Genomic DNA, 22,379 nt, shown 5'->3' on the forward strand with positions numbered 1-22,379 from the left:
TCTTCATGGATGTCCCCCGACTCCGATTCCGAGCGTCTGAGCCAAGAATCAGAAATCAGTGTGAACCGGGGACTCTCTTGCAGGCAAGACGGCGGCGGACGTTTTTCAGGTAGTGTCGCGTGAGCGACGACCGGACCGCGCAGGTCATCCCTCGTCCCCGAGTCCATACTCCTTGAGCTTGCGGCCCAGGGTGTTGCGGCCGATGCGCAGCGTCTTGGCGGCGGCCGTGCGGTTGCCACGCACCGCGTCGAGCACCCGCAGGATGTGCCGCTTCTCCACCTCGGCCAGGGGCAGCCACTCGCCCGTCTCGGGCGCGGTTGGCTCGCGCGCGGCCACGGCGGCGGGCGCGGCCATTGTCCCGCCGTCCACCACCTTGGGCAGGGGCAGGTGCTCCTCGAGGATCTCCCCCTCGCTGAGCACCACGGCGCTCTCGATGCAGTTTTCCAGCTCGCGCACGTTGCCCGGCCAGCGGTAGCGCTTGAGCCGCTCCAGGGCCGCCGCGCTCAAGCGGGGCGGGTTGAGCCGGTGGCGCCGGGCCGCCGAGGCGATGAAGTGCCGCGTCAACCGCTCGATGTCGTCGCCCCCACGCTCGCGCAAGGGCGGCAGCACCACCTCCACCACCTTGATGCGGTAGTACAAGTCCTCGCGGAACTTCCCCTCGGCCACCATGCGCGCCAGGTCGCGGTTCGTCGCCGCCACGATGCGCACGTCCATCTTCAACGTCTGGGTGCCGCCCACGCGCTCGAACTCGCGGTCCTGCAACACGCGCAAGAGCTTGCCCTGCACCGGCAAGGGCAGCTCGCCGATCTCGTCGATGAACACCGTGCCGCCCTCGGCGGACTCGAACTTGCCCGGCATCCGGTGGTCCGCCCCCGTGAAGGCGCCCTTCTCGTGGCCGAACAGCTCGTTCTCGATGAGCGTGGCCGGCAGGGCCGCGCAGTCCACCTTCACGAAGGGCTTGTCGCGCCGCGGGCTGTTGACGTGCACCGCGCGCGCGAACAGCTCCTTGCCACACCCGCTCTCGCCCCGCAGCAGCACCGTGGCGTCCGTGGGCGCCGCCTTCTGGATGAGCCGGTAGATGACCTTGAGCGACTCGGACTCGCCGATGATGCGGTTGAAGAAGTAGCCCACGGGCGCCTGGGGCTGCTCCTTGGCGCGCTGCAACTCCTGGTAGAGGCTCGTGCGCTGCAGCGCCTGGCTCACCTGCGTGGCGATGGCCATCAGCCGCGCCACGTCCTCGTCCGAGAAGCGCTCGCCCCCGCGGCGGTTGAGCACCTGCAGCACGCCATAGAGCACGCCGCCCGTGTCGCGCAGGGGCACCGCCAGGTTCGTCGTCGTCCGGTAGCCCGTCATCCGGTCGATGTCCGCGTAGAAGCGGCTCTCGCCCCGCGGGTCCGGCATGTTCACCGGCAGGCCACTCTCGGCCACCGAGCCCGCCACGCCCTGGCCCCGCTTCACGCGGATCTGCGACACCTCGGGCAGGTGCGCCGCGCGCGAGAACAAGTCCCCCCGCGCGGGGTCCATCAACCACAGGGTCCCCCGGTCCGCCTGCATCGACACCGCGATGCGATCCATCAGCGTCTGCAGGAAGGCGTCGAGATCGACCTCGCGGCCGACGAGCCCGCCGAGCGGGAGGAGCACGTGACTGACGTCGGGGGAGGGGGCCATGAGGGGCAGGGGGGGCAGCTCGAAGCGAGCGCGCAGACTAGCGCAGGACGGCGCCGGATGCGCCTCGCTCATCACGCGCACGCCCCGAGCAGGATGCGTTTGCCCTCACGCGCCGGCTCGCTGGCGGAGAAGTCCTGGCGCGCCTCCTCGGCCATGCCCTCCACCTGCTCGTCGTTGTGGGCGGGGTCATGGTGGAAGAGCAGCAGCCGGCGCGCGTCCACCGCCCGCGCCACCCGCGCCGCGTCCACCATGGTGGAGTGGCCCCAGCCCTTCTTGGGCATGCCCCGCGCCCCGTTGTACTCGTCCGGCGTGTACTGCGCGTCCAGACACAGCGCGTCAGCGCCCTCCATCCACCGGGCCTGGCGCGCGGTGAGCGTCTCCAGGGAAATCTCCATGTCCGTGGCGTAGACGAACACGTGCCCGTCCGCCTCCACCCGGTACGCCAGACACCCCTGGGGGTGCGGCGAGTCGAAGGGCGTCACCTTGAAGGGGCCCACCTCCACCGTCTGGCCATGCAGCGCCGACAGGAAATCCATGTGCGCGCGCATGGTGGACAGCGGCACGGGAAAATTCGGCGGCTCCATCTGCTTGGCGAGCACCGACTGGAGCGCCCGGTCCCCCTCCGGCCCGGGGCCATAGAGCGTCAGCTCCGTGGTGGGCAAAAAGCCCGGGGTGAAGAAGGGGAAGCCCTGCACATGGTCCCAGTGCAGGTGCGAGAAGAACAGGGTCGTCTTGCGCGGCGCGCTCTCGCGCATCATCACCTCGCCCAGCCCCCGGATGCCCGTGCCGGCGTCGAGGATGAGCCGCTCGCCCTGGCTCGTCACCTCCACGCACGACGTGTTGCCGCCAATGCGCGCCGCATGCGCCCCCGACACCGCGATGCTCCCTCGCACTCCGTGGAAACGCACGTCCATGATGGCTGCTCCCTCGACAAGTCAGACGGGGGCGCGCCACACCGGAGCGCCCCTCACGCCGGGGAGACAAAGCAAGGACGTTGCCAACGCCAAAGGCCTGGAGTTGCTGGGATTTCCAGGGCTGCCTGGACCGCGAGCGATCCATTGTGGCGCACCGGGATGGTGCAGCCGATCCGATCCGGTGCGCGGCCCCCTCCGGACACCCCCCGGACACCACCCGGACACCACCCGGACATTGTGAGCGCGGGGAGGCGCATGAAAGACTCCGCGCCACATGTACCCTGATGAGTTCCGACTGCCCCGGGTCAGCGAGCACGTGCTCGCGTGGCTCGAGCGGCGTCGGCCCGGTTTTGGCGAGTGGGACACGCGTGTGGAGGGGGCGCTGAAGGCCGAGGCCCGGCTGGCGCTGGACGACGTGGCGCGCCGCTTCGCCGAATTGGCGGCGGACGCGCCCTATGTCTCCCGCCTGGAGCACGGCGTCTTCTCCGTGGTCCTGCCGCGCTACTTCCAGCTCGCGCGCGAGCACCATGCCCTGCAGCGCCGCCACTACGGCCTGTGGCGCGGGGGAGACCTCGTCTCGCGCGCCGTCTACACCAGCGTGGGCCTGGTGCTGGCGGTGGTCATCGCCCTGACGCGCGTGCCCAACTGGCTCGAGCCCCTGCCGTTCGCGCTCATCCTCGCGGGCCCCTTCCTGCCGGACCTGCAGGAGTCCTTCCTCGAGCGCCGCTACCGCCGCCAGCTCGCCACGCTGGTGGCGGACATGGCGGGCGAGCAGCAACAGCTCGAGGCCTATCAACCCCTGTCCGATCCGCCCGAGCCCCTGGCGGGCCCGGACGGGCGTCCTGATTCCCGTTCCAAGGAGCGGTCATGAAAACGTCACGTGACGAGGCCCAGCAGCGAGTGCTCGCGGCCCTCAAGCAGCCCCGGATGAAGCTCCTCTGGCCCCTGGCGGTGGTCGTGGTGGGCGGCCTGTTCGTCTACAACGCGTGCACCGTATACGTGCGGCCCTACCAACTGGGCGTCAAGCAGGTGGTGCTCGGCGGGGAGAAGGGCATCCGCGACAAGGTGTACGGCCCGGGCCTGCACTGGGTGACGCCCGGCGCCGAGCGCATGCACCTGTTCCCGAGCGACTTGCAGGTGCTGGACATGGTGGACAACCCCGCCGAGGTGGCCGAGGGCGCGGACCACCGCGTCGTGCGGGCCATCAAGATCCAGACGTCCGGCGGCTACACGGTGTCCGCGGACGTGACGGTGCTCTACCGGCTGGAGAACCCGTTCAAGATCATGACGCAGATCGGCCCCGGCCAGCTCTACGAGGACTCGGCGGTGATTCCGCGCGCCGAGCAGGTGCTGCGCCGCACCCTGGGCCAGCTCGACTCGGATGACTTCTACCGGGGGGAGCTGCGCGACAAGGCCATGGCGGACGCGCAGAAGCTGCTCAAGGCGGAGCTCGAGCCCCGGGGCATCACCGTGACGCACGTGCTCTTGCGCCAGTACCGCTACGACACGCGCTACCAGCAGGCCATCGAGCAGCGGAAGATCCAGGACCAGACGGTCTTCAAGAACCAGGCGGAGGCGGCGGCGGCGCAGGCCGAGGCGGAGAAGAACCGCATCATCGCCGAGGGCCAGGCCACGGTGCAGGTGGAGCTGTCGCGCGGAGACGCGGAGGTGGCCAAGCTGCGCTCGGCCGCGGAGCTCTACCGGCGCACCCAGGCGGCGCAGGGCGACCTGGTGGTGAAGCTCGCGCGGGCCAAGGGGATTGAACTGGAGAACGCGGCGCTGCGCGGGGCGGGCAGCGAGAACATGGTGGGCCTGAAGATGGCGGACGTGCTCGGAGGCACGCGCATCATCGTGGTGCCCACGGATGGCGAGGGCGGCGTGAACCCGTTGGACTTGAACGCGGCGCTCAAGCGCTTCGACGTGAAGGGGCAGTGAGCACCATGCGGATCATGCACATGAAGCGACTGGGACTCACGGCGCTCGCGGCGCTGCCGCTGTTCACCGGGTGCGCGAGCCACTCCACGGACGCGAACGAGGTGGGGGTGCTCACGCGCAAGTTCACGCTCCTGGGCGAGCGGGGCGTGCAGCCGGAGACGTACGCGCCGGGCGCCACGTACTTCTTCTTCCCGCCGTTCTCCACGGACTGGACCACGTTCGAGACGAAGCTGCAGAACCTGCGCATGCGGGCCAAGGGGGCGGGGGAGACGGGCCGCACGGACGACATCGAGTTCAAGACGGTGGACGGCAACGACATCGCGGTGGACGTGACGGTGTCGTGGCGGATCGATCCGTCCAAGGCGCCGCACTTGGTGCGCAAGGTGGGCAGCAGCACGCGCGAGGTGGAGAACCGGCTGGTGGGCCCAGCGGCGCGGGCGCTGGTGCGCGATGCGCTCAACGTGCTGCGCTCGGAGGACTTCTACACGGCGGACAAGCGCTTCGCGGCGGCGGAGAAGGCGCGCAAGCTCCTGGAGAGCGCGCTGGCCTCGGAAGGCATCATCGTGGAGCAGGTGATTCCGCACGAGCACCGCTTCAACCCCGAGTACGAAACGGTCATCCGCGACAAGAAGCTGGCGGAGCAGACGGCGGAGAAGCTGCGCTCGCAGGCGCAGGCGGCCCTGGAGGAGTCCAAGCGCAACCTGGAGACGGCCAAGGGCACGGTGTCGCAGAAGCTCGCCCAGGCGCAGGGCGAGCTGGAGCAGACGAAGCTGGCGGCGGAAGCGGAGCTGGTGCGGGCCAAGAACGAGGCGGAGGCGATCCTCAAGGAGGCCGAGGCCAAGTCCAAGGGCATCGCCAAGGAGAACGAGGCCCTGGCGGGCGCGGGTGGCCGCACGATGGTGAAGCTGCGCATCGCCGAGGCGCTGATGGGCAAGCAATTGCTCTTCATGCCCACGGGCAAGGGCGGCACCACGCTCCAGACCGTGGACATGAACCAGATCCTCTCCCAGTACGCCGTGAGCAAGGGCGGCGCCCAGGCGTCGAGCGGCGGGGAGTAGGCTTTTGAAACGACAAACCAAAGACAAAATCCTGCCAATCCTTCAAAAGTCAATTCTCAAGGTGGGTGCTAGATGCCGTTGCTAGAGTCTGGAGCAGGAGAGTTAGCCATCCGTTTAGTCACAGGAATAGTCAAGCACGTCGTTCCCACTATCATCTGGGAGGCCAAGCGTTCGCCTCCCGACAAACCGTCCATTCTACTTGCGAGGTTTGAGCATGATAGAGATTTGGGCGTTCGGATTATTGAAGCAGCAAACAAAATCGGCATCAACTGTTCCGAACACATACATCTCAATGGCACGCCTGCCGACGTCTGGGGCAAGGATGTTCGGCGTGCCCTATCCAGCTCAGGCGAGTTTCGAGGAATTGTTTTTCTGCCCTCATCATTCGGCCCAGATTTGGCCAGTGAATTGCGCAGGATATCGCGGGAAAACCAATCCCTGATCATTGTAACGACAGGGACATCAAGGTCGACACGTCCGGAGCTTAACTTCTACCAATTTGCGTCGCTTGCAGCAACCGAGGGGGAGTCGCAGAACCGAGACGCAGTCGAACTCAGCCGGGCACTGATGATCGCATCCATGCATCGTGTGCGGCTTCGCCAATGGGTGTCCTCGATTGGGATTAATCTCGCAGCAGTCGTGACAATCCTACTACTGTGTGTCAGTTTCGTTGGAGGATACCTCCTCGCACAAGGGCAGGCGGGAAGGGCGTTGAGCGATACAGGGGCTTTCAATGCCGTCATGCTAACGCCCTTTGGGTCACACGCGAAAATTCTCAAATCTCAGGACGGGATGAGTGCCGAATGCGATGAATGCAGTGTGCGATTGGGGACAGGTGAATCAATCACTCTGCATGATGTGGAGTTTATTGATGCCCTGGTTGAGTTTCCTCATCCAATTGGAGCTGTATGTCCTGATCGCGAGAAATTCCCAGGTCGAAAGGACTCCAGTCTAGTTGAGCGAAGTCGGGGTTACATGAAGCCGAATGAAGTGAGCGGCGACTGGAAGGATTTTTGGAAAGATTTTGAAGACAAGGCCCTGGATATCCAATACCCGCCCAATCAGCCATCCCAATCAGCCGTTCGGTTTGCATCTATTGTTGTTGTCGGCCAAAGGCTGAATGAATTGGAGATCAAGTCCAGAACAGCTAGAGCCCATGAGATTGAAAAACGGCTCAGGCCATTGTCGGTCGCAAGCATTGGCGGAACGTCTCAGGAGCGCGGAGTTTTGATTGTGACGGATGGCGATGTCGTGAAGAGGGGCGCCGACGAGTTGTTTCTTGTAAACAATGTCAGTCGGTCGCCCAAGCGGCGCGTTTGCGGACTGCCACCCGAGCGACCTAGCAAGCTTCCGAACTGAAAGGGATTGAGCTTTCTGATACATCCCGGCGCGAAAGACATCTCGGCCACCTCCGTCGGTTGACCCGTGGCACCTGCGATCAGAGGATTCATGAATTTGACATGCAGGCCCAGATCGTCCTAGGTAGTTTCGCAGGCGGGCGAAGCCGGGCTCGCAGACAGACGGGCCATCCGACTCACACGCGAGGCGGCACTGGAGCAGGGAGAAAACCCCAGGATGGCCAGCAGGACGTGGAGAGGGCGCCCGTTTATTTTCGCCTCGGCCTAGCGCCCTGATCGTAACCGGCATTCATCAGGGCAGGACGCACCTTGGGCCGATGTCGCTGGGTCGCCGCCACAGAGCCCCGGACTCTTTCGTCTTCGCCAGCGTCCCACGCCCACGTGGCGAACGGCACGGACTCGTCCACGGTGACTCCCGCCACACGAAAACAGCGGGACTGGAACGTGACGCCACGCGCTCACTTCTGGGAATAAAGGCCCCCCTCGTGCATTGGCGGCGCTCGGCCCGGTCCTGGTGTATAGGACCCGGTCCCCTCGACGCCCCCCGATGCCCATGTCCCTGCTTCGCCGTGTCCTCGTCCTCCCCTTGTGCGCGGGGCTGGCGCTCGCCGTGAATGACGCACGCGCTCAGGAGTCGCTGTCCCTGGAGCGGGCGGTGTCCCTCGCCGCGGCCCAGAACGAGACGGTGCTGGCCGCCGGGGCCCGCGCAGAGGCCGCCGAGGCCCGCGTCGCCCGGGCCCGGGCCTTCTTCCTGCCCCGACTGACCGTCACCGGCGGCTACACGCGTCGTCCGCAGGAGACCACCCGCGTCGTGGGCGGCGAGACCGTCGTCGTCCAGCGCTTCAACGCCCTCCGGGCCGGCGTCTCGGCCCAGGTGCAGCTCTTCGACGCACGCGGCATTCCGCTCTACCAGTCCGCCGCCCGGGAGAAGGAGGCCGCCGCCCTCAATGCCGTGGAAGCCCGGCGGCAGGTGGCCTTCCAGGCCGCCACGGCCTTCCTGTCCACGCTCGGCCAGGAGCAGGTGGCCGAGGCCGCGCAGCGCCGTCTGGACCTCGCTCGTCAGTCCATGGAGGAAGCGAAGGCCCGGGCCACCGCCGGCCTGGCGAGCACCAATGACGTGACGCGTGCCCAGCTCGACGTGGCCACCGCCGAGGCCACCCTGGCGGACGCCATCGGGCAGGCGGCCACGAGCCGGTTGGAGCTCGGCTACCTGCTGGTGGCCCCCGTGGAGGGCCCGCTCGCGCAGCCCGAGACCCTGCTGGACGAGGCCTCGCGGCCCGTGGATGCCTTCAAGGGCCTGTCCCAGGGCGCCCTGGAGCGCCGCCCGGACCTGCTCGCCGCGCGCCTGCGGGTGGAGGCCCAGCAGGCCTTCGCGCGCGAGCCCCTGGCGCGGCTGTTCCCGGCGGTCTCGGCCTCGGCCCAGTACACCCTCAACAACGAGTCGGGCCTCGCGGGCCGCACGGGCAACGGCTTCCTGGCGGTGGACCTGGTGTGGACGCTCTTCGACGGCGGCGAGCGCTACGCGGACCGGCGGGACCGGCTCGCCCAGGCGCGGGCGCTGGAGTGGGAGCTGGCGGCGGGCGTGCGGCGGGTGGACGTGGCCGTGGCGCGCGCCGAGGTGTCCTTGCGCACGGCCCAGGCGTCCTTGAGCCGGGCCCAGGTGGCGGTGGACGCCGCCCGCTTGAACTCGGAGGAGACGAGCTTGCTGTACCGACAGGGACTCGCCGCCGCGCTGGCGTTGAGTGACGCGCAGGTCCGACAGTACGAGGCCGAGGTGACGCTGGCCCAGGCCCGCTATTCGTTGGGCACGGCGCTGCTGGAGTTGCGGGCCGCGGTGGGACTCGATCCGCTCGGGAAGGAGCCGTAAGTGAAGAGCCAGGTGGTGACGATGGTGCTGGGGGTGGCGCTCGCCGTGGGGTCGGGGTGTGGCAAGTCGTCCGGTGGCGAGGCGGCGCCCGCGGGCAAGGGGGGCGGCGGAGGCGGTGGCGGCCGGGCGCGGGGACCCGTCGAGTTCCCGGTGGAGGTGGAGCCCGTGGAGGCGCGGGACGTGGAGTACGTCGTCTCGGCGGTGGGCTCGGTGGAGGCCTTCGAGCAGGTGCAGATCACCGCGCGCGTGCCGGGCGTGGTGGAGCGCGTGGGCTTCATGGAGGGTCAGAGCGTCAAGAAGGGGCAGGTGCTCGCGGAGATCGAGCCCGCGCGCTACGGCATCGCCGTGCGCTCGGCCAAGGCGGCGCTGGAGCGGGCCGAGGCCGTGCGAGTCCAAGCCGAGTCAGCGGCCCAGCGGCGCGTGGCGGTCAACGAGGTGAAGCCGGGCCTCTTGCCCGCCGAGCAGCTCGACAGCGCCCAGGCCCAGGCGCGCGGCGCGGTGGCGGACACGAGCGCGGCGAAGGCGGCGCTGGAGCAGGCGGAGCTCAACCAGCGCGACGCCTACGTGAAGGCGCCCCTGGACGGCGTGCTCCAGTCGCGCACGGTGCAGACGGGGCAGTACGTGCAGCCGGGCACCGTCCTGGCCACGCTCCTGCGCCGGGATCCCATGCTCGTGCACTTCACCGTGCCGGAGTCGGACGTGGGGCGGATGAAGCCCGGCATGACGGCGCGCTTCACGGTGCGCTCGGACGGGCACACGTACCAGGGCCGCATCGCCTACGTGGCGGACGCGGCGGACCCGGCCAGCCGCATGGTGAAGGTGACGGCCGAGGTGGGCAAGCCCGAGTCCGAGACGCTGCGCCCGGGGGCGTTCGCCACCGTGTCCGTGCCGGTGGAGACGGCGCGGCAGGCGCCCGTCATCCCGCAGACGGCGGTGCGCCCGAGCGAGCGCGGCTTCCTCGCCTACGTGGTGAAGGACGGCAAGGCGCGCGAGCGCGTGGTGGAGCTGGGCCTGCGCACGGCGGATGGGCTCGTGGAGGTGCGCTCGGGGCTCCTGGCCGGCGAGCAATTGGTGGTGCGGGGCGGCGAGGCGCTCAAGGAGGGCGCGGCGGTGAAGGTGGTGCCGGCGAGCACGACGCCCCTGACGGGTGAGCCGCGCGCCCAGCCCGTGAAGCAAACCCAGCCCCAGGGGGCGGTGCGATGAACATCACCGAGGTGTGCATCAAGAAGCCCGTCTTCGCCTGGATGCTCATGGCGGCGACCATCGTCTTCGGCCTGGTGGCGGCCCAGCGCGTGGGCATCAGCCAGTTTCCGGACGTGGACTACCCCGTCATCAGCATCGGCGTGACGTGGGAGGGCGCGTCGCCCGAGGCGGTGGAGAGCGACATCATCGAGCCGCTCGAGGAAGCGGTGATGCAGGTGGAGGGCGTCAAGTCCATCACCTCCAGCGCGCGGCAGTCGGGCGGCTCCATCTCGGTGGAGCTGGACCTGGCGCGCAACGTGGACCTGTCCCTGCAGGACGTGCAGGCCCGGGTGAGCCAGGCCCAGCGCCGGCTGCCCGAGGACATGGATCCGCCCATCATCTCCAAGAGCAACCCCGAGGATCAGCCCATCCTCACCGTGGGCGTGTCGGGGCCGTTCTCGCAGCAGTACATCTCGGACTTCGCGCGCTACCGGCTCAAGGAGGTGCTGCAGACGGTGCCCGGCGTGGGCGAGGTGACGCTCTTCAGCTCGCGCGAGCGCAACGTGCGCATCTGGGTGGACGCGGAGAAGATGGACGCGCGGGGCCTCACGGTGACGGATCTGGTCGCCGCGCTGCAGCGCGAGCACGTGGAGATGCCCGCGGGCCGCATCGAGACGGAAGGCCGGGAGATCAACGTCCGGATGATGGGCGAGGCGTTGAACCTGGAGACGCTGCGCCACCTGGTGGTGCGCGAGGGCGAGGGCTCGCCCATCTACCTGTCGGACGTGGCGCTGGTGGAGGACGGCTTCGAGGATCTGCGCCGTCAGGCGCGCGTCAATGGCGAGCCCGCGCAGGGCATGGGCATCAAGAAGCAGCGCGGGGCCAACGCGGTGGCGGTGGCCAAGGGCGTGCGCGAGAAGATCGCCACGCTCCAGGCGGACGCCCCCGAGGGCCTGGACGTGAGCATCAACTTCGACTCGACGCAGTTCATCGAGGAGAGCGTGCACGAGATCGAGTTCGAGCTCCTGCTCGCGTGCCTCCTCACGGCGCTGGTGTGCTGGGCGTTCCTCGGCTCGCTGTCGAGCACGTTCAACGTGATCCTCGCCATCCCCATGTCGCTGTTGGGCACGGTGGCGTGCATCTACTTCCTGGGCTTCACGCTCAACACCTTCACGCTGCTGGGCCTGTCCCTGGCGGTGGGCATCGTGGTGGATGACGCCATCATGGTGATGGAGAACATCTTCCGGCACGCGGAGGAGGGCGCGGATCGGGTGACGGCGGCGCGCGAGGGCACGCGGGAGATCACCTTCGCGGCGCTGGCGGCCACGCTCGCCGTGGTGGCCATCTTCCTGCCCGTGGTCTTCATGAAGGGCGTCATCGGCAAGTTCTTCCTCCAGTTCGGCGTGACGCTGTGCGTGGCGGTGCTGCTGTCCTACGTGGAGGCCATCACCCTGGCGCCGGCGCGCTGCGCGCAGCTGCTCAAGACGTCGCGCGAGGGGCGTGGCCGGGTGGGGCGGGCGGTGGACAGCGCCTTCACGTGGCTGGAGGGCGTCTACGGCCGGGTGCTCGCGCGGGGCCTGCGCCACCCCTGGTGGGTGCTGGGCGGGGCGGTGGGGGTGCTGGCGTTGTCGGGGCTGGCCTACCAGCGCCTGTCGAGCGAGTTCGTCCCCTCGCAGGACCAGAGCCGCCTCATGGTGCGCATGCAGACGTCGGTGGGCAGCACGCTGGAGGAGACGGACAAGATCTTCCAGAAGGCGGAGGCGTTCGTGCTCGGGCGGCCCGAGGTGGCGCGGCTCTTCGCGGTGGTGGGCGGCGGTGGCGGCGTGAGCAGCGTGAACGGCGGCATGCTCAACATCACCCTGGTGCCGCCCGACCAGCGCATGAGTCAGTCCGACTTCCAGCAGGTGCTGCGCAAGGAGCTCAACTCCTACCCCGGCCTGCGCGCGGTGGTGATGGACCTGTCGCAGAGCGGCTTCACGGCCTCGCGGGGCTTCCCGGTGGAGTTCAGCGTGCGCGGCTCGGACTGGGAGCAGCTCATCGAGGCCAGCACGGAGATGCGCGACAAGCTCCAGGCGAGCGGCAAGGTGGTGGACGTGGACTCCGACTACCAGCTCGGCATGCCGGAGCTGCGCATCACCCCGGATCGGGCGCGCGCGGCGGACCTGGGCGTGTCCATGGCCTCGGTGGGCAGCACGCTCAACGCCCTGGTGGGCGGCGTGCGCGTGGGCAAGTACAGCACCGGGGGCCGGCGCATCGACGTGCGCATGCGCCTGCTCAAGGATCAGCGCTCGCGCCCGGAGGACCTGTCGCTGCTCAAGGTGCGCACGGGCACGGGGGCGCTGGTGCCGCTGTCCACGCTGGTGACGCAGGAGGAGCGCCCGGCGCTCCAGGCCATCACCCGGCGGGATCGCGAGCGCGCCATCAGCATCTTCGCCAACGTGGCCCCGGGCTCCACGCAGCAGGAGGCCCTGGAGACGGTGCGACGCCTGGCGGGCGAGCTGCCCGGAGGCTCGCGGGTGGTGTTCGGCGGCTCGAGCATCGCCTTCCAGGAGTCCATGAGCAGCCTCATCTTCGCGCTCCTCCTGGGCATCGGCGTGGCGTACATGGTGCTCGCCTCGCAGTTCAACTCGTTCCTCCACCCGGTGACGGTGCTGACCATCCTCCCGCTGTCGGTGGCGGGCGCCGCCTTCGCCATGGCCGCCACGGGCACCACGCTCAACATCTTCAGCATGATCGGCCTCTTGCTGCTCATGGGGATCGTGAAGAAGAACTCCATCATCCTGGTGGACTACGCGCTGCAGCAGCGCGAGCTGGGCGCCACGGCCACCGAGGCCATGCAGCGCGCGGGCCCGGTGCGCCTGCGGCCCATCCTGATGACCACCCTGGCCACGATGATGGCGGCGGTGCCCGCGGCGCTGTCGCTGGGCGCGGGCAGCGAGACGCGCGCCCCCATGTCGGTGGCGGTGCTCGGCGGCCTGTCGCTGTCCACGGTGCTCAGCCTGCTCGTGGTGCCCGCGTTCTACGTGGTGGCCGACCGCATCAAGACGCGCCTGGGGCGCGGCGAGTCCGGCCACGAACAGCCCCCGAGCGTGCCGGAGGGCAAGCACCCGGCGCCTACTTGAGCGGAGGCTTGGTCGCGGGCCCGAGCCACTTGCGCACGCGCACCTTGCCAAAGCCGATGCGGTTGCCGAAGAGGTACCAGGTGAAGGTCGCGCCGAAGAGCGCCGCGGACATGGCCACGCCCAACAGGCCCAGCACGGGCAGGCCGTGGTACTGCCACGGCGGCGCCTGGGCGAAGGAGATGAACACGCCCACGATGGTGCCGCAGGCGCACAGGCCCAGGAACATGACGATCGCCGCGGTGCGCAGGCTCTCGTTGAGCCGGTCGAACTGCTCCGCGCGCACCGTCACACTGAACTTCCCCGACTCCAGGTCCAGGAGGATCTGCGACAGCTGCGTGGGCAGGTCCGCCGCCATGGACTGGAAGCGCAGGAGCGTGCGCATGAGCCCGCCCTGGAGCTGGCTCGGATCGTACCGGTCCGCGAGCAGCTCCTTGGCGTAGGGCATCGCCACCTCGATCACGTTCAGGTCCGGGTGGAGCGTGCGCAGGATGCCCTCGGTGGACACCGAGGCCCGGCCCAGCAGCGCGTACTCCTTGGGCACGCGGATGTGGTACTTCACCGCCAGATCCAACAGGTCCCGCAGCACGCTGCGCGCGTCCACCTGGCCCAGCGTCGTCGTGAGGTACTTGCCCAGCACGCTCTCGATGTCGTTGCGGAAGCCCATCAGGTTGGCGCGCGCGTCCGGCGCGCCAATCCGGTAGAGGATGCGCGCCACGGAGTCGCTGTCCTTGAGCGCCACCGCCAGCACCAGCATCACCAGCGTCTCCTGCATGGCGCGCGTGAGCCGGCCCACCACGCCGAAGTCCAGCAGCGCCACCCGGTTGCCCTCCAGCACCAGGATGTTGCCCGGGTGGGGGTCTCCATGGAACAGCCCGTCCTCGAAGAGCTGGCGGAAGCTCGTGTCGAGCAGGTGGCCCGCCACCTCGCGCCGGTCCTCGGGGGACAGCTGCGCCTGGCTCACCTTCACGCCCCGCACGAACTGCATGGTGAGCACCGTGCGGCTGCTCAGCCCCGCGTGCACCTGGGGAATGGTCATGTACGGCCGGTTGCGGTGGTTCTCCTGGAAGGCGCGGATGTTCGCGGCCTCCTGGATGAAGTCCAGCTCCTCGTGGATGGCCCGGTCGAACTCGTCGATGATGCCCGTGGGCGAGTAGATGCCCGTCTCCTCCACCACCGCCTCGAGCAGCTTGGCCAGCGAGCGCAAGACGCCCAGGTCCGAGTCGATCCGCGCGGAGATGCCCGGCCGCTGCACCTTGACCACCACCTCCTCGCCCTCGAGCGTCACCGCGCGGTGCACCTGGGCGATGGACGCCGCGGCGAGCGGCTGGGGATCGATCTGCTTGAAGAGCGTCGAGGCCTCCTGCCCGAGCGCCTCGCGGATGCGCGTGTAGACCTCCTCCAGGGCGATGGGCTCCACGTGATCCTGCAGCGTGGCCAGCTCCTCGATGTACTCGGCCGGCAGCAGATCCGCGCGCGTGGAGAGGATCTGCCCGAGCTTGACGAAGGTGGGCCCCAGGTCATTGAGCAGCATGCGGAAGCGGCGCGCGGTGCTGGCGCGCTGCGTCTCCGGCGCCACCTCCACCTTCTCGCGCCGCCCGAGCAGCCGCCATACCCCGGCGCGCTCCAACCACTCGCCAAAGCCATGGCGCGCCGCGATGACGCCAATCTGCCGGATGCGGTTCAAATCCTGGAAGAGCACGGTGCCCGGCACCTTTCCACGGCGGGCCCCGCGAACTCAACCTTCCTGGGGCCGGGGGGGCCGCGCCAGGCGCAGGATTCCATAGCCGACCACGCCCGAGAGCAGCGAGCCCAGGAGGATGCCCAGCTTCGCCTGGGACAGCAGCTCGGGCTCCTGGGCGAAGGCCAGCCCCGCGACGAACAGCGCCACGGTGAAGCCGATGCCCGCCACCACCGCCACGCCATGCAGCTGCCCGAGTCCCGACCCGCCCGGCATCTCGGACACGCCCGCCTTCACCGCCACCCAGGTGAACAGGAAGATGCCCACCTGTTTGCCCACGAACAGGCCCAGCAGAACCCCCAGCGGCAGGGGCGCGAGCAGGTCCGCCAGGTGCATGCCCCGCACGTCGATGCCCGAGTTGGCCAGGGCGAACAGCGGCACGATTCCGTAGGACACCCAGCCGTGCCACAGGTGCACGAAGCGCGTGAGCGGCGGCTCGATGTCCTCCATCTGCTCCTCGATGTGCAGGAGCTGCTGGGTGCGCACCGCCTCGTCCTGGGGCGCGCGCAACAGCTCGTCGATGAAGCCGCGCAGCTCCTCGAGCACCTCACGGCCCCGGCGCACGGGCCGCGCGGGGATCATCATGCCCGTGATGACGCCCGCGATGGTCGAGTGGATGCCGCCATGGTGCAGGGCGTACCAGAGCCCCGTGCCCAGCAGCGCGTACACCACGCCGTTGCGCACGTAGTAGTGGTTGCAGGCCCACAGCACCCCCGTGAGGCCCAGCCCCCCGAGCAGCCACTCCACGTGCAGGCCCGAGCCGTAGAACAGGGCGATGACGAGGATGCCGCCGATGTCGTCGAAGATGGCCAGCGCGGTGAGGAACACCACCAGGCCATGGCTCACCCGGCCCTTGAGCAGGGTGAGGCACCCGATGGCGAACGCGATGTCCGTGGCCATGGGAATGGCCCAGCCCTTCATGGCCGGCGTGCCCGCGTTGAGCGCGATGTAGACGGCCGCGGGCACCACCATGCCCCCCAGCGCCGCGATGAGCGGCAGGAGGGCCCGGGACACCGTGCGCAGCTCGCCCGTGGCCAGCTCGCGCTTGATCTCCATGCCCACCAGGAAGAAGAAGATCGTCATCAACCCGTCGTTGATGAGTTCGCGGAAGGTGAAGTGCGAGGGGGCCCCGCCCACCCCCAGGGACAGCGGCGCGTCGAAGAGCGCGCCATAGCCCGCCGACCAGGGCGAGTTGGCCCAGACCATGGCCGCCACGGCGCACAGCGCCAGGAGGATGCCGCTGCTGGCTTCCAACCGGAAGAAGGCCTGCAACGGCGCGGTGGCGACCTGGAACAGCCGGGGCGGGGGCGGGCGGGGTTGGGTCTCCATGTCGGGACGGATCGCATGCTCCCCGGCCTCGGGCCATGGTTTTCGGACGCCGCCGGACCGATTTCCGTCCCTCGGGGACGCAGGGCGTCCAGGCGAGCCGGGCCCCATGGCCGGAGTAGGAGCGACGAGGTAGACGGCGGAGGTCGGGTGTTCTGTTGATCCCGACCCGAACGCATGAGACAAGGAGCCGCGATGGGCGCGACGCGGAAGGAAGCCAAGGGAAGTGGGGAGGAGGCCGAGGTTCCGGTGGAAACCGAACCGGCGGCGGCGCGGGAGATCGGCGCGCTCACCCCCATGATGCGGCAGTACCTCGAGGTCAAGGCGCTCAATCCGGACGCCATCCTCTTCTTCCGGCTGGGAGACTTCTACGAGATGTTCTTCGAGGACGCCATCCGCGCCTCGGAGCTCTTGCAGATCACCCTCACCGCGCGGGCCAAGAACGCGGAGAAGGTGCCCATGGCGGGCGTGCCCTACCACTCGGCGCGCCGCTACATCGCCCGGCTCGTGGAGCACGGCCTCAAGGTGGCCATCTGCGAGCAGGTGGAGGAGGCGGGCAGCGCGCCGGGCATCGTGCGCCGCGAGGTGACGCGGGTCATCACCCCGGGCATGGTGCTGGACGAGGAGTCGCTCGAGCCCCGGGCGAGCAACTTCCTGGCCGCCGTGTACCCGGGCGCCGAGGGCTTCGGCGCGGCGCTGCTGGAGGCCAGCACGGGCGAGTTCTTCACCCTGGAGGCGGAGACGAGCCAGGAGCTGGTGGAGGCGCTCGCCCGGGTGGAGCCGCGCGAGCTGCTCGTGCCCGAGGGCTTCCGCGACAGCCCGGAGACGACCTTCGTCACCTCGCGGCTCAACAAGCCCCCGGCGGTGGCGGAGCTGGAGAAGGCGGCATTCGAGCCCGCGCGGGCGGCGGTGTACCTGCGGGGCCACTTCGCGGTGCAGTCGCTGGAGGCGTTCGGCCTGCAGGACGCGCCCCTGGCCACCGGCGCGGCGGGCGCGGCGCTGCGCTACCTCAAGGACACGCAGAAGACGGCCGCGGCGCACGTGGACCGGCTCAGCCGCCAGCAGCGCGGCGGGCACCTCGTCATGGACGAGTCCTCGCGCGCCAACCTGGAAGTGCTGCGCACCCTGCGCGATGGCGGGCGCAAGGGCTCGCTGCTGGGCGTGCTGGACCGCACGGCGACGGGGCTCGGGGCGCGCAAGCTCGGCCGGTGGCTCGCGGCTCCGCTGTGCTCGCTGCCGGAGATCAACGCCCGCCTGGACGCGGTGGACGAGCTGTCCCGGCGCAGCGTGTGGCGCGAGGAGCTCACGGGCATCCTCAAGGAAGTCGGCGACATCGAGCGGCTGTGCGGCCGGTTGTCGCTCGGCGCGGGCAGCGCGAGGGATTTGCGCGCGCTCGCGGTGTCCCTGGCGCAGCTGCCCCGGCTGTCGGCGGCGCTCGCGCGCTGCGAGTCCGGCCTGCTCAAGAGCCTCGCGGGGCCACTCGGGGCGCTGCCGGAGCTCACCCAGGTGCTCCTGTCCGCGGTGGTGGACGAGCCCCCGGCGGTCCTCAAGGAGGGCGGCTTCATCCGGCCGGGCTTCCACGCCGAGCTGGACAAGCTCGTGGAGCTGTCCACTTCCGGCAAGGACTTCCTGCTGAAGCTCGAGACGCGTGAGCGCGAGCGCACGGGCATCAATTCGCTGAAGATCCGCTTCAACCGCGTCTTCGGGTACTACCTGGAGGTGACGAAGTCGAACCTGAACTCCGTGCCCCCGGACTACATCCGCAAGCAGACGATGGTGGGCGCCGAGCGCTTCGTCACGCCGGAGCTCAAGGAGTACGAGGAGAAGGTGCTCACGGCCGAGGAGCGGCGGTGCGCGCTGGAGCTGGAGCTGTTCGAGCAGCTGCGGGCCCAGGTGGTGAAGGAGGCGCCACGGCTGCGCTCGGCGGCGGAGGGCGTGGCCACGGCGGACGCGCTCTTGTCGCTGGCGCGGTGCGCGGCCGAGTACGGCTACGTGCGCCCGGTGGTGGACGACTCCGAGGTGCTCACCATCACCGGCGGCCGTCACCCGGTGGTGGAGCGCGTGCTGGGGGCGGGCGAGGCGTTCGTTCCCAACGACGTGAAGCTGGACTCGGGCGAGTCGCAGATCCTCATCATCACGGGCCCGAACATGGCGGGCAAGAGCACCGTCATGCGGCAGGTGGCGCTCACGGTGCTCATGGCGCAGGCGGGCTCGTTCGTGCCGGCGGCCTCGGCGCGCATCGGCCTGAGTGATCGCATCTTCACGCGCGTGGGCGCGGCGGACAACCTGGCGCGGGGCCAGTCCACCTTCATGGTGGAGATGACGGAGACGAGCCACATCCTGCACCACGCCACGCGGCGCAGCCTCGTCATCCTGGACGAGATTGGCCGCGGCACGTCCACCTACGACGGCCTGTCCATCGCCTGGGCGGTGGCCGAGCACCTGCACGACAAGTGTGGCGCGCGCACGCTCTTCGCCACGCACTACCACGAGCTGGTGGACCTGGCGCGCGAGAAGCCCCGGGTGAAGAACCTCTGCATCGCCGTGAAGGAGCAGGGCGGCAAGGTGCTCTTCCTGCGCAAGCTCGTGCCCGGCGGCGCCAACCGCTCGTATGGCATCGAAGTGGCGCGGCTCGCCGGCCTGCCCCCCGAGGTGGTGGAGCGCGCCCGGGACATCCTGCGCAACCTGGAATCCGGCGAGTTCGACGACAACGGCAAGCCCCGGCTCGCGCGGCGGGGTGCCAAGGCGAGCGCGCCCGCGCCGGGACAGCTCGGCCTGTTCGGCGGTGGGAGCGCGGGCCCCACGCTCGCGCCCGCGCAGCAGAAGGTCTTGGAGTCCTTGCAGGCGGCCTCGCTCAACGAGCTGACGCCGCTGGAGGCGCTCAACCTGCTGGCGAAGCTGCAGCGCGAGCTCAAGTAGGGCGTCCCCGGCGGCCATTGCGGCGCGCCGGGGCCGCTCGGTAGGCTCGCCCGTATGGGTGAAGACGAGCGGAGTGAGCCTTCGGAGCTGGAGACCATCGCCTCGCGCACGGCCTACGACTCGTTCTACCCGGCGGCCATGGCCATCGAGCCGGGCTTCATCGAGGCGTGTGGCGCGGACGTGGTGCTCGCCTACCACGCGGTGGTGCGGGGCGTGGAGAACGTGGTGGGCGCGGGCTCGGTCCTCGTGGGCCGCCTGCCCAACGTGAACCTCGTGGAGCTGTCGCAACTGCCACGGCTCGCCCAGGGGCTCGTCTTCGCCGAGCTGCGGGTGGAGCACGAGCTCCAGGCCTCGTCCTTCGGCCGCCTGTTCGACGAGGCCCAGGGCCTGCGTCGCAAGCTGCGCAAGACGGCGGATGCCCTGGCGGAGGCGGGCCTGCTGTCCGACGCGGACGCCGAGGAGGTGTGGCTCCGGGCCCAGCAGGACATCCTGGAGGACTGCGCCGCCCTCACCGCGCTCCTGCGCCGCAACGAGGGCCGCCTCGCGGGCCGCTCGCCGCTGTCCGGCGCGAACCTCACCGAGGCCGAGCAATTGGTGGGCAAGCTGCGGCTGATGCTCGGGCGCAGATCGGAGGAGGGCGACGACACGGGGCCCTCGCTGCTCCGGGCCATCGAGCAACGGGATCGTTTCTGGACGCTGCTGGCCCAGCGCCACGACGTGCTCTGGCGCTGTGGGGCGTGGCTCCACGGGCGCGGGGTGGAGGAGAAAGTGCCGCCCCTGCCTCGGCGACAGTCCGGCCCCCGGCGACCCGTGCGCGGACGCATTGAAATCCCCGTGGTGATTCACGACCCGAGCGCGCCCGAGCCCCGGCGTCCGGCCGCACCGCCCGCGCCCGTCGTGGCGCCCGTGCGCGCCATCGTGCCCGCGAGTCCGCGCCCCGCGCCGGTGCCCGTGGCGCAGCCGTCCCGGCACCTGGCGGACCTGGAGCGCAAGGCCCGCTTCCTGTTGCGCATTGGCGTCACGTCATCGCGGCGTTGAGACGCGAGTGGACTCGGACACACGAAGGCCCCGGTCCGCGAGCAGGCGAACCGGGGCCGAGGTGAGCCGAGGTGAAGGACGTCGACGTCAGCTATCGCACTGGCCGTCGAAGCCGTTGTTGGCGAAGGAGTTGGCGTACTCGGGCAGGAAGAAGTCGGTGTTGACGGAGGTCTCGTCGTCACGGGTGCCCGGGCTGCCGGTGATGGCGCAGTCCTTGGCCCAGGTGAAGCGGGTGTGGGTGAAGAAGGGGACCAATCTCCCGGTAGATATTGAGGTTGCCAGCGCCGTAGAGCCTGTAGATGCCGGGCTCGCCCGTGCCGCCGCCGTGAGAGATTTCGACATGCTCGAGGCGACTGCCATCGGCCCGACCGAAGTGCAGGCCACGCCAATAGCCGGGAGCGGGGGAGGCCGCATCGGGAACGAAGCGGATGGGCGCCTGGGCCGTCCCCTGGGCGATGAGCTTGCCCGGGAAATTGCCGACGCGCGTGCCCACGCTCAGGAACGCGCCGGGCGCGAAGCGGACTTCCGTCCCCGGCGCAAGGGTGAGGGTGGGGGGGCTTTGTGAGCCCACATAGACGAAGTTGGTAATCACATAAGGCAGGCCCAGCTTGGGCCAGGTCTGACTGTCATTGACATGGCCGGCCATGAGTTCGATGCCGAGGGCATTGCCGCTGAAGGTACTGTCTTTGGCGATGAGGGGGACAAGTCTTGGCGCGATCGAGAGCGCGTACTGACCGTTGTCACGCGAGGTGAGCCGGGCCGATTCGGGATTCAGGGACGAATAGAGCACGAGGCCAGGGCCGCTGCTCTTCTGGACGGTGACATCCGTGAGGGTGACACACGTCTCACAGATTCCGCCGATGCTCAGGTTGGCACGGGTTCCGACAAGGGCGCCCTCGGCCCCGGCGTACTCGAACGTGGCATGTGCCAGTCGGCTGGAAGTGGTCATTTCAGAAGCGACGTACACGCCACGCCAGTGGCCGGGCTGGGGGCTGGCGGCGTCGGCGGTGAAGCGCACGGGCGCGGCGGCCGTGCCCTCCACCACGAGCGAGGCGAGGTTCTCGTCATAGCCCACGAGCATCTCGGCCCGGGGCGCGAAGCGCAGCACGCTGCCGGCGGCGATGGTGAGGGTGATGCCCGTGGTGAGCGTCCCCTCGACCCGCAGGGTTTCCGGGACGAGGAAGGAGCCGGACCAGGCTTGGGAGCGGGTGACGTTGCCGGAGAGCTCGGCGGCGTCGGCGGCGTTGCCGGAGAAGGAAGAGGAGGAGGGCAGGGAGTCGGCGAGGTTGGCGCTCATGCGCACGGCGACACCGGCGCTGTCGGAGACGGACAGGCGGGAGGAGCCGGGGCCGAAGCCGCTGGAGGCGTCGGCGAGCACGCCCACCGAGCCGCTCTGGCGCACGGAGACGTCCTGGAGGAGGGGGGCGGCCGAGTCGCGCAGGGAGAGGCAGGCGCCCTCGCCGGAGGGGGCACCACAGCCCCGCAGGGAGACATGGGAGAGGGAGGAGGCGCTGCCCGAGGCGGAGAACACCAGGCCGCGCCAGGAGCCAGGGGTGAGCGCCACACCGAGCAGCTGGACGGGGGCCTGGGCGGAGCCGGGGGCCAACAGGGCGCCCTGTACGCGCAGCTCGGCGTCCGGAGCGAAGCGCACGACGACGCCCGGCTCCAGGGTGAGGGTGGCGCCAGTGCTCACGGACAGCTGGCCACGCACCTCGTGGGGGCTGTCGGCCAGGCGCCACGTCTCGGAGGCGGTAATGGGGGCGGCGTGCACGGTGGCCGGGCGGTCGGAGACCGTCAGGGAGGCCTCGCCCTGGCGGGTGATGCCGCCCGAGGTGGCGCTGGCGCGGATGGTGAGGGGGCCGGCGGCCTGGGCACGCACCCCGCCCGAGGCGTCCACCTGGGCCCGGGCGCTGTCGCTGCTCGTCCAGGTGAAGGCGGAGACGGCGAAGGGGGCGCCCTCCTGGTCCGTGGCGCTCGCGCTGCACTGCGCGCTCTGTCCCGCCACCACCTGCGTCGGCGTGCAGCTGACGGTGACGGCCTCGAGCCGGGGAGAAGAAGCGGGGACGGGAGAAGAGTCTCCACAGCCAGCCAGGAACAAGGCGGTGGAGAGGAAGAAGCGACGGGAAGACATGGGCGACAACCCCCCGGGGTGAAAGAGAGGCGGGGGCTTGTAGCGGAGGAGGCCGTGCGGGGCTTGCGTGAGGACGCCAGGTGGTGGCGTCCAGGCGCCAGAGGGCCGCGGGCAGTCAAAGGC

15 protein-coding genes are annotated in these 22,379 nt (G+C 69.6%); 9 read left to right on the top strand and 6 right to left on the bottom strand.

Annotated elements, in window-relative coordinates; genetic code table 11:
• Positions 1 to 144: 144 nt before the first annotated feature.
• Both I3V78_RS21515 and I3V78_RS21520 read right to left on the bottom strand, forming a co-directional pair.
• Positions 145 to 1,740: a sigma-54-dependent Fis family transcriptional regulator gene (locus I3V78_RS21515; RefSeq protein ID WP_204490332.1), complete on the bottom strand. Its 1,596-nt coding sequence runs from the start codon at positions 1,738 to 1,740 to the stop codon at positions 145 to 147.
• Complete coding sequence (locus tag I3V78_RS21520) at positions 1,740 to 2,582, bottom strand: MBL fold metallo-hydrolase (RefSeq protein ID WP_204490333.1); 843 nt, start codon at positions 2,580 to 2,582, stop codon at positions 1,740 to 1,742. The genes I3V78_RS21515 and I3V78_RS21520 overlap by 1 nt, the downstream gene beginning before the upstream one ends.
• Positions 2,583 to 2,856: 274 nt before the next feature.
• On the opposite strand from I3V78_RS21520, the gene I3V78_RS21525 reads away from it, so the two are divergent.
• The 7 genes from I3V78_RS21525 (at position 2,857) to I3V78_RS21555 (ending at position 13,104) form a co-directional block, all read left to right on the top strand.
• Positions 2,857 to 3,453, top strand: a complete 597-nt coding sequence (locus tag I3V78_RS21525) for a hypothetical protein (protein WP_204490334.1) — start codon at positions 2,857 to 2,859, stop codon at positions 3,451 to 3,453.
• Positions 3,450 to 4,517 carry an SPFH domain-containing protein gene (locus tag I3V78_RS21530; RefSeq protein ID WP_204490335.1) on the top strand — a complete coding sequence of 356 codons (1,068 nt, stop codon included), beginning with the start codon at positions 3,450 to 3,452 and terminating at the stop codon, positions 4,515 to 4,517. The genes I3V78_RS21525 and I3V78_RS21530 overlap by 4 nt, the downstream gene beginning before the upstream one ends.
• A gap of 20 nt (positions 4,518 to 4,537) precedes the next feature.
• A complete protein-coding gene (locus I3V78_RS21535; protein WP_204490336.1) occupies positions 4,538 to 5,575 on the top strand; it encodes an SPFH domain-containing protein in 1,038 nt (345 codons plus the stop codon).
• A 72-nt stretch (positions 5,576 to 5,647) separates the two neighbouring features.
• A complete protein-coding gene (locus tag I3V78_RS21540; RefSeq protein ID WP_204490337.1) occupies positions 5,648 to 6,934 on the top strand; it encodes a hypothetical protein in 1,287 nt (428 codons plus the stop codon).
• 552 nt (positions 6,935 to 7,486) lie between these two features.
• Entirely contained in the window at positions 7,487 to 8,800 is a 1,314-nt protein-coding gene (locus I3V78_RS21545) for a TolC family protein (protein WP_204490338.1), read from the top strand.
• A gap of 21 nt (positions 8,801 to 8,821) precedes the next feature.
• Positions 8,822 to 10,003 carry an efflux RND transporter periplasmic adaptor subunit gene (locus tag I3V78_RS21550; RefSeq protein ID WP_204496739.1) on the top strand — a complete coding sequence of 394 codons (1,182 nt, stop codon included), beginning with the start codon at positions 8,822 to 8,824 and terminating at the stop codon, positions 10,001 to 10,003.
• Positions 10,000 to 13,104, top strand: coding sequence for an efflux RND transporter permease subunit (locus I3V78_RS21555; protein ID WP_239576513.1), 3,105 nt, complete (start codon positions 10,000 to 10,002; stop codon positions 13,102 to 13,104). Before I3V78_RS21550 ends, I3V78_RS21555 begins: the two co-directional genes overlap by 4 nt.
• Here the strand turns inward: I3V78_RS21555 and I3V78_RS21560 are convergent.
• Positions 13,097 to 14,803: an AarF/UbiB family protein gene (locus tag I3V78_RS21560; protein ID WP_204496740.1), complete on the bottom strand. Its 1,707-nt coding sequence runs from the start codon at positions 14,801 to 14,803 to the stop codon at positions 13,097 to 13,099. The genes I3V78_RS21555 and I3V78_RS21560 overlap by 8 nt on opposite strands.
• A gap of 36 nt (positions 14,804 to 14,839) precedes the next feature.
• Positions 14,840 to 16,171: a Na+/H+ antiporter NhaA gene (nhaA, locus tag I3V78_RS21565; protein ID WP_204490339.1), complete on the bottom strand. Its 1,332-nt coding sequence runs from the start codon at positions 16,169 to 16,171 to the stop codon at positions 14,840 to 14,842.
• A 294-nt stretch (positions 16,172 to 16,465) separates the two neighbouring features.
• Here nhaA and mutS point away from each other — a divergent pair, with 294 nt between their 5' ends.
• Both mutS and I3V78_RS21575 read left to right on the top strand, forming a co-directional pair.
• Positions 16,466 to 19,087, top strand: a complete 2,622-nt coding sequence (gene mutS, locus I3V78_RS21570) for a DNA mismatch repair protein MutS (RefSeq protein WP_239578156.1) — start codon at positions 16,466 to 16,468, stop codon at positions 19,085 to 19,087.
• A gap of 54 nt (positions 19,088 to 19,141) precedes the next feature.
• Positions 19,142 to 20,125, top strand: coding sequence for a hypothetical protein (locus I3V78_RS21575; protein WP_204490341.1), 984 nt, complete (start codon positions 19,142 to 19,144; stop codon positions 20,123 to 20,125).
• An 87-nt stretch (positions 20,126 to 20,212) separates the two neighbouring features.
• Here I3V78_RS21575 and I3V78_RS21580 read toward each other — a convergent pair whose 3' ends face one another.
• Positions 20,213 to 20,380, bottom strand: coding sequence for a hypothetical protein (locus I3V78_RS21580; RefSeq protein ID WP_204490342.1), 168 nt, complete (start codon positions 20,378 to 20,380; stop codon positions 20,213 to 20,215).
• Positions 20,304 to 22,256 (bottom strand): Ig-like domain-containing protein, encoded by a 1,953-nt coding sequence (locus I3V78_RS21585; protein ID WP_204490343.1) that lies wholly within the window; start codon positions 22,254 to 22,256, stop codon positions 20,304 to 20,306. Before I3V78_RS21585 ends, I3V78_RS21580 begins: the two co-directional genes overlap by 77 nt.
• Positions 22,257 to 22,379 lie beyond the last annotated feature (123 nt).

The sequence above is a fragment of the Archangium primigenium genome (assembly GCF_016904885.1).
Classification (GTDB): domain Bacteria; phylum Myxococcota; class Myxococcia; order Myxococcales; family Myxococcaceae; genus Cystobacter; species Cystobacter primigenius.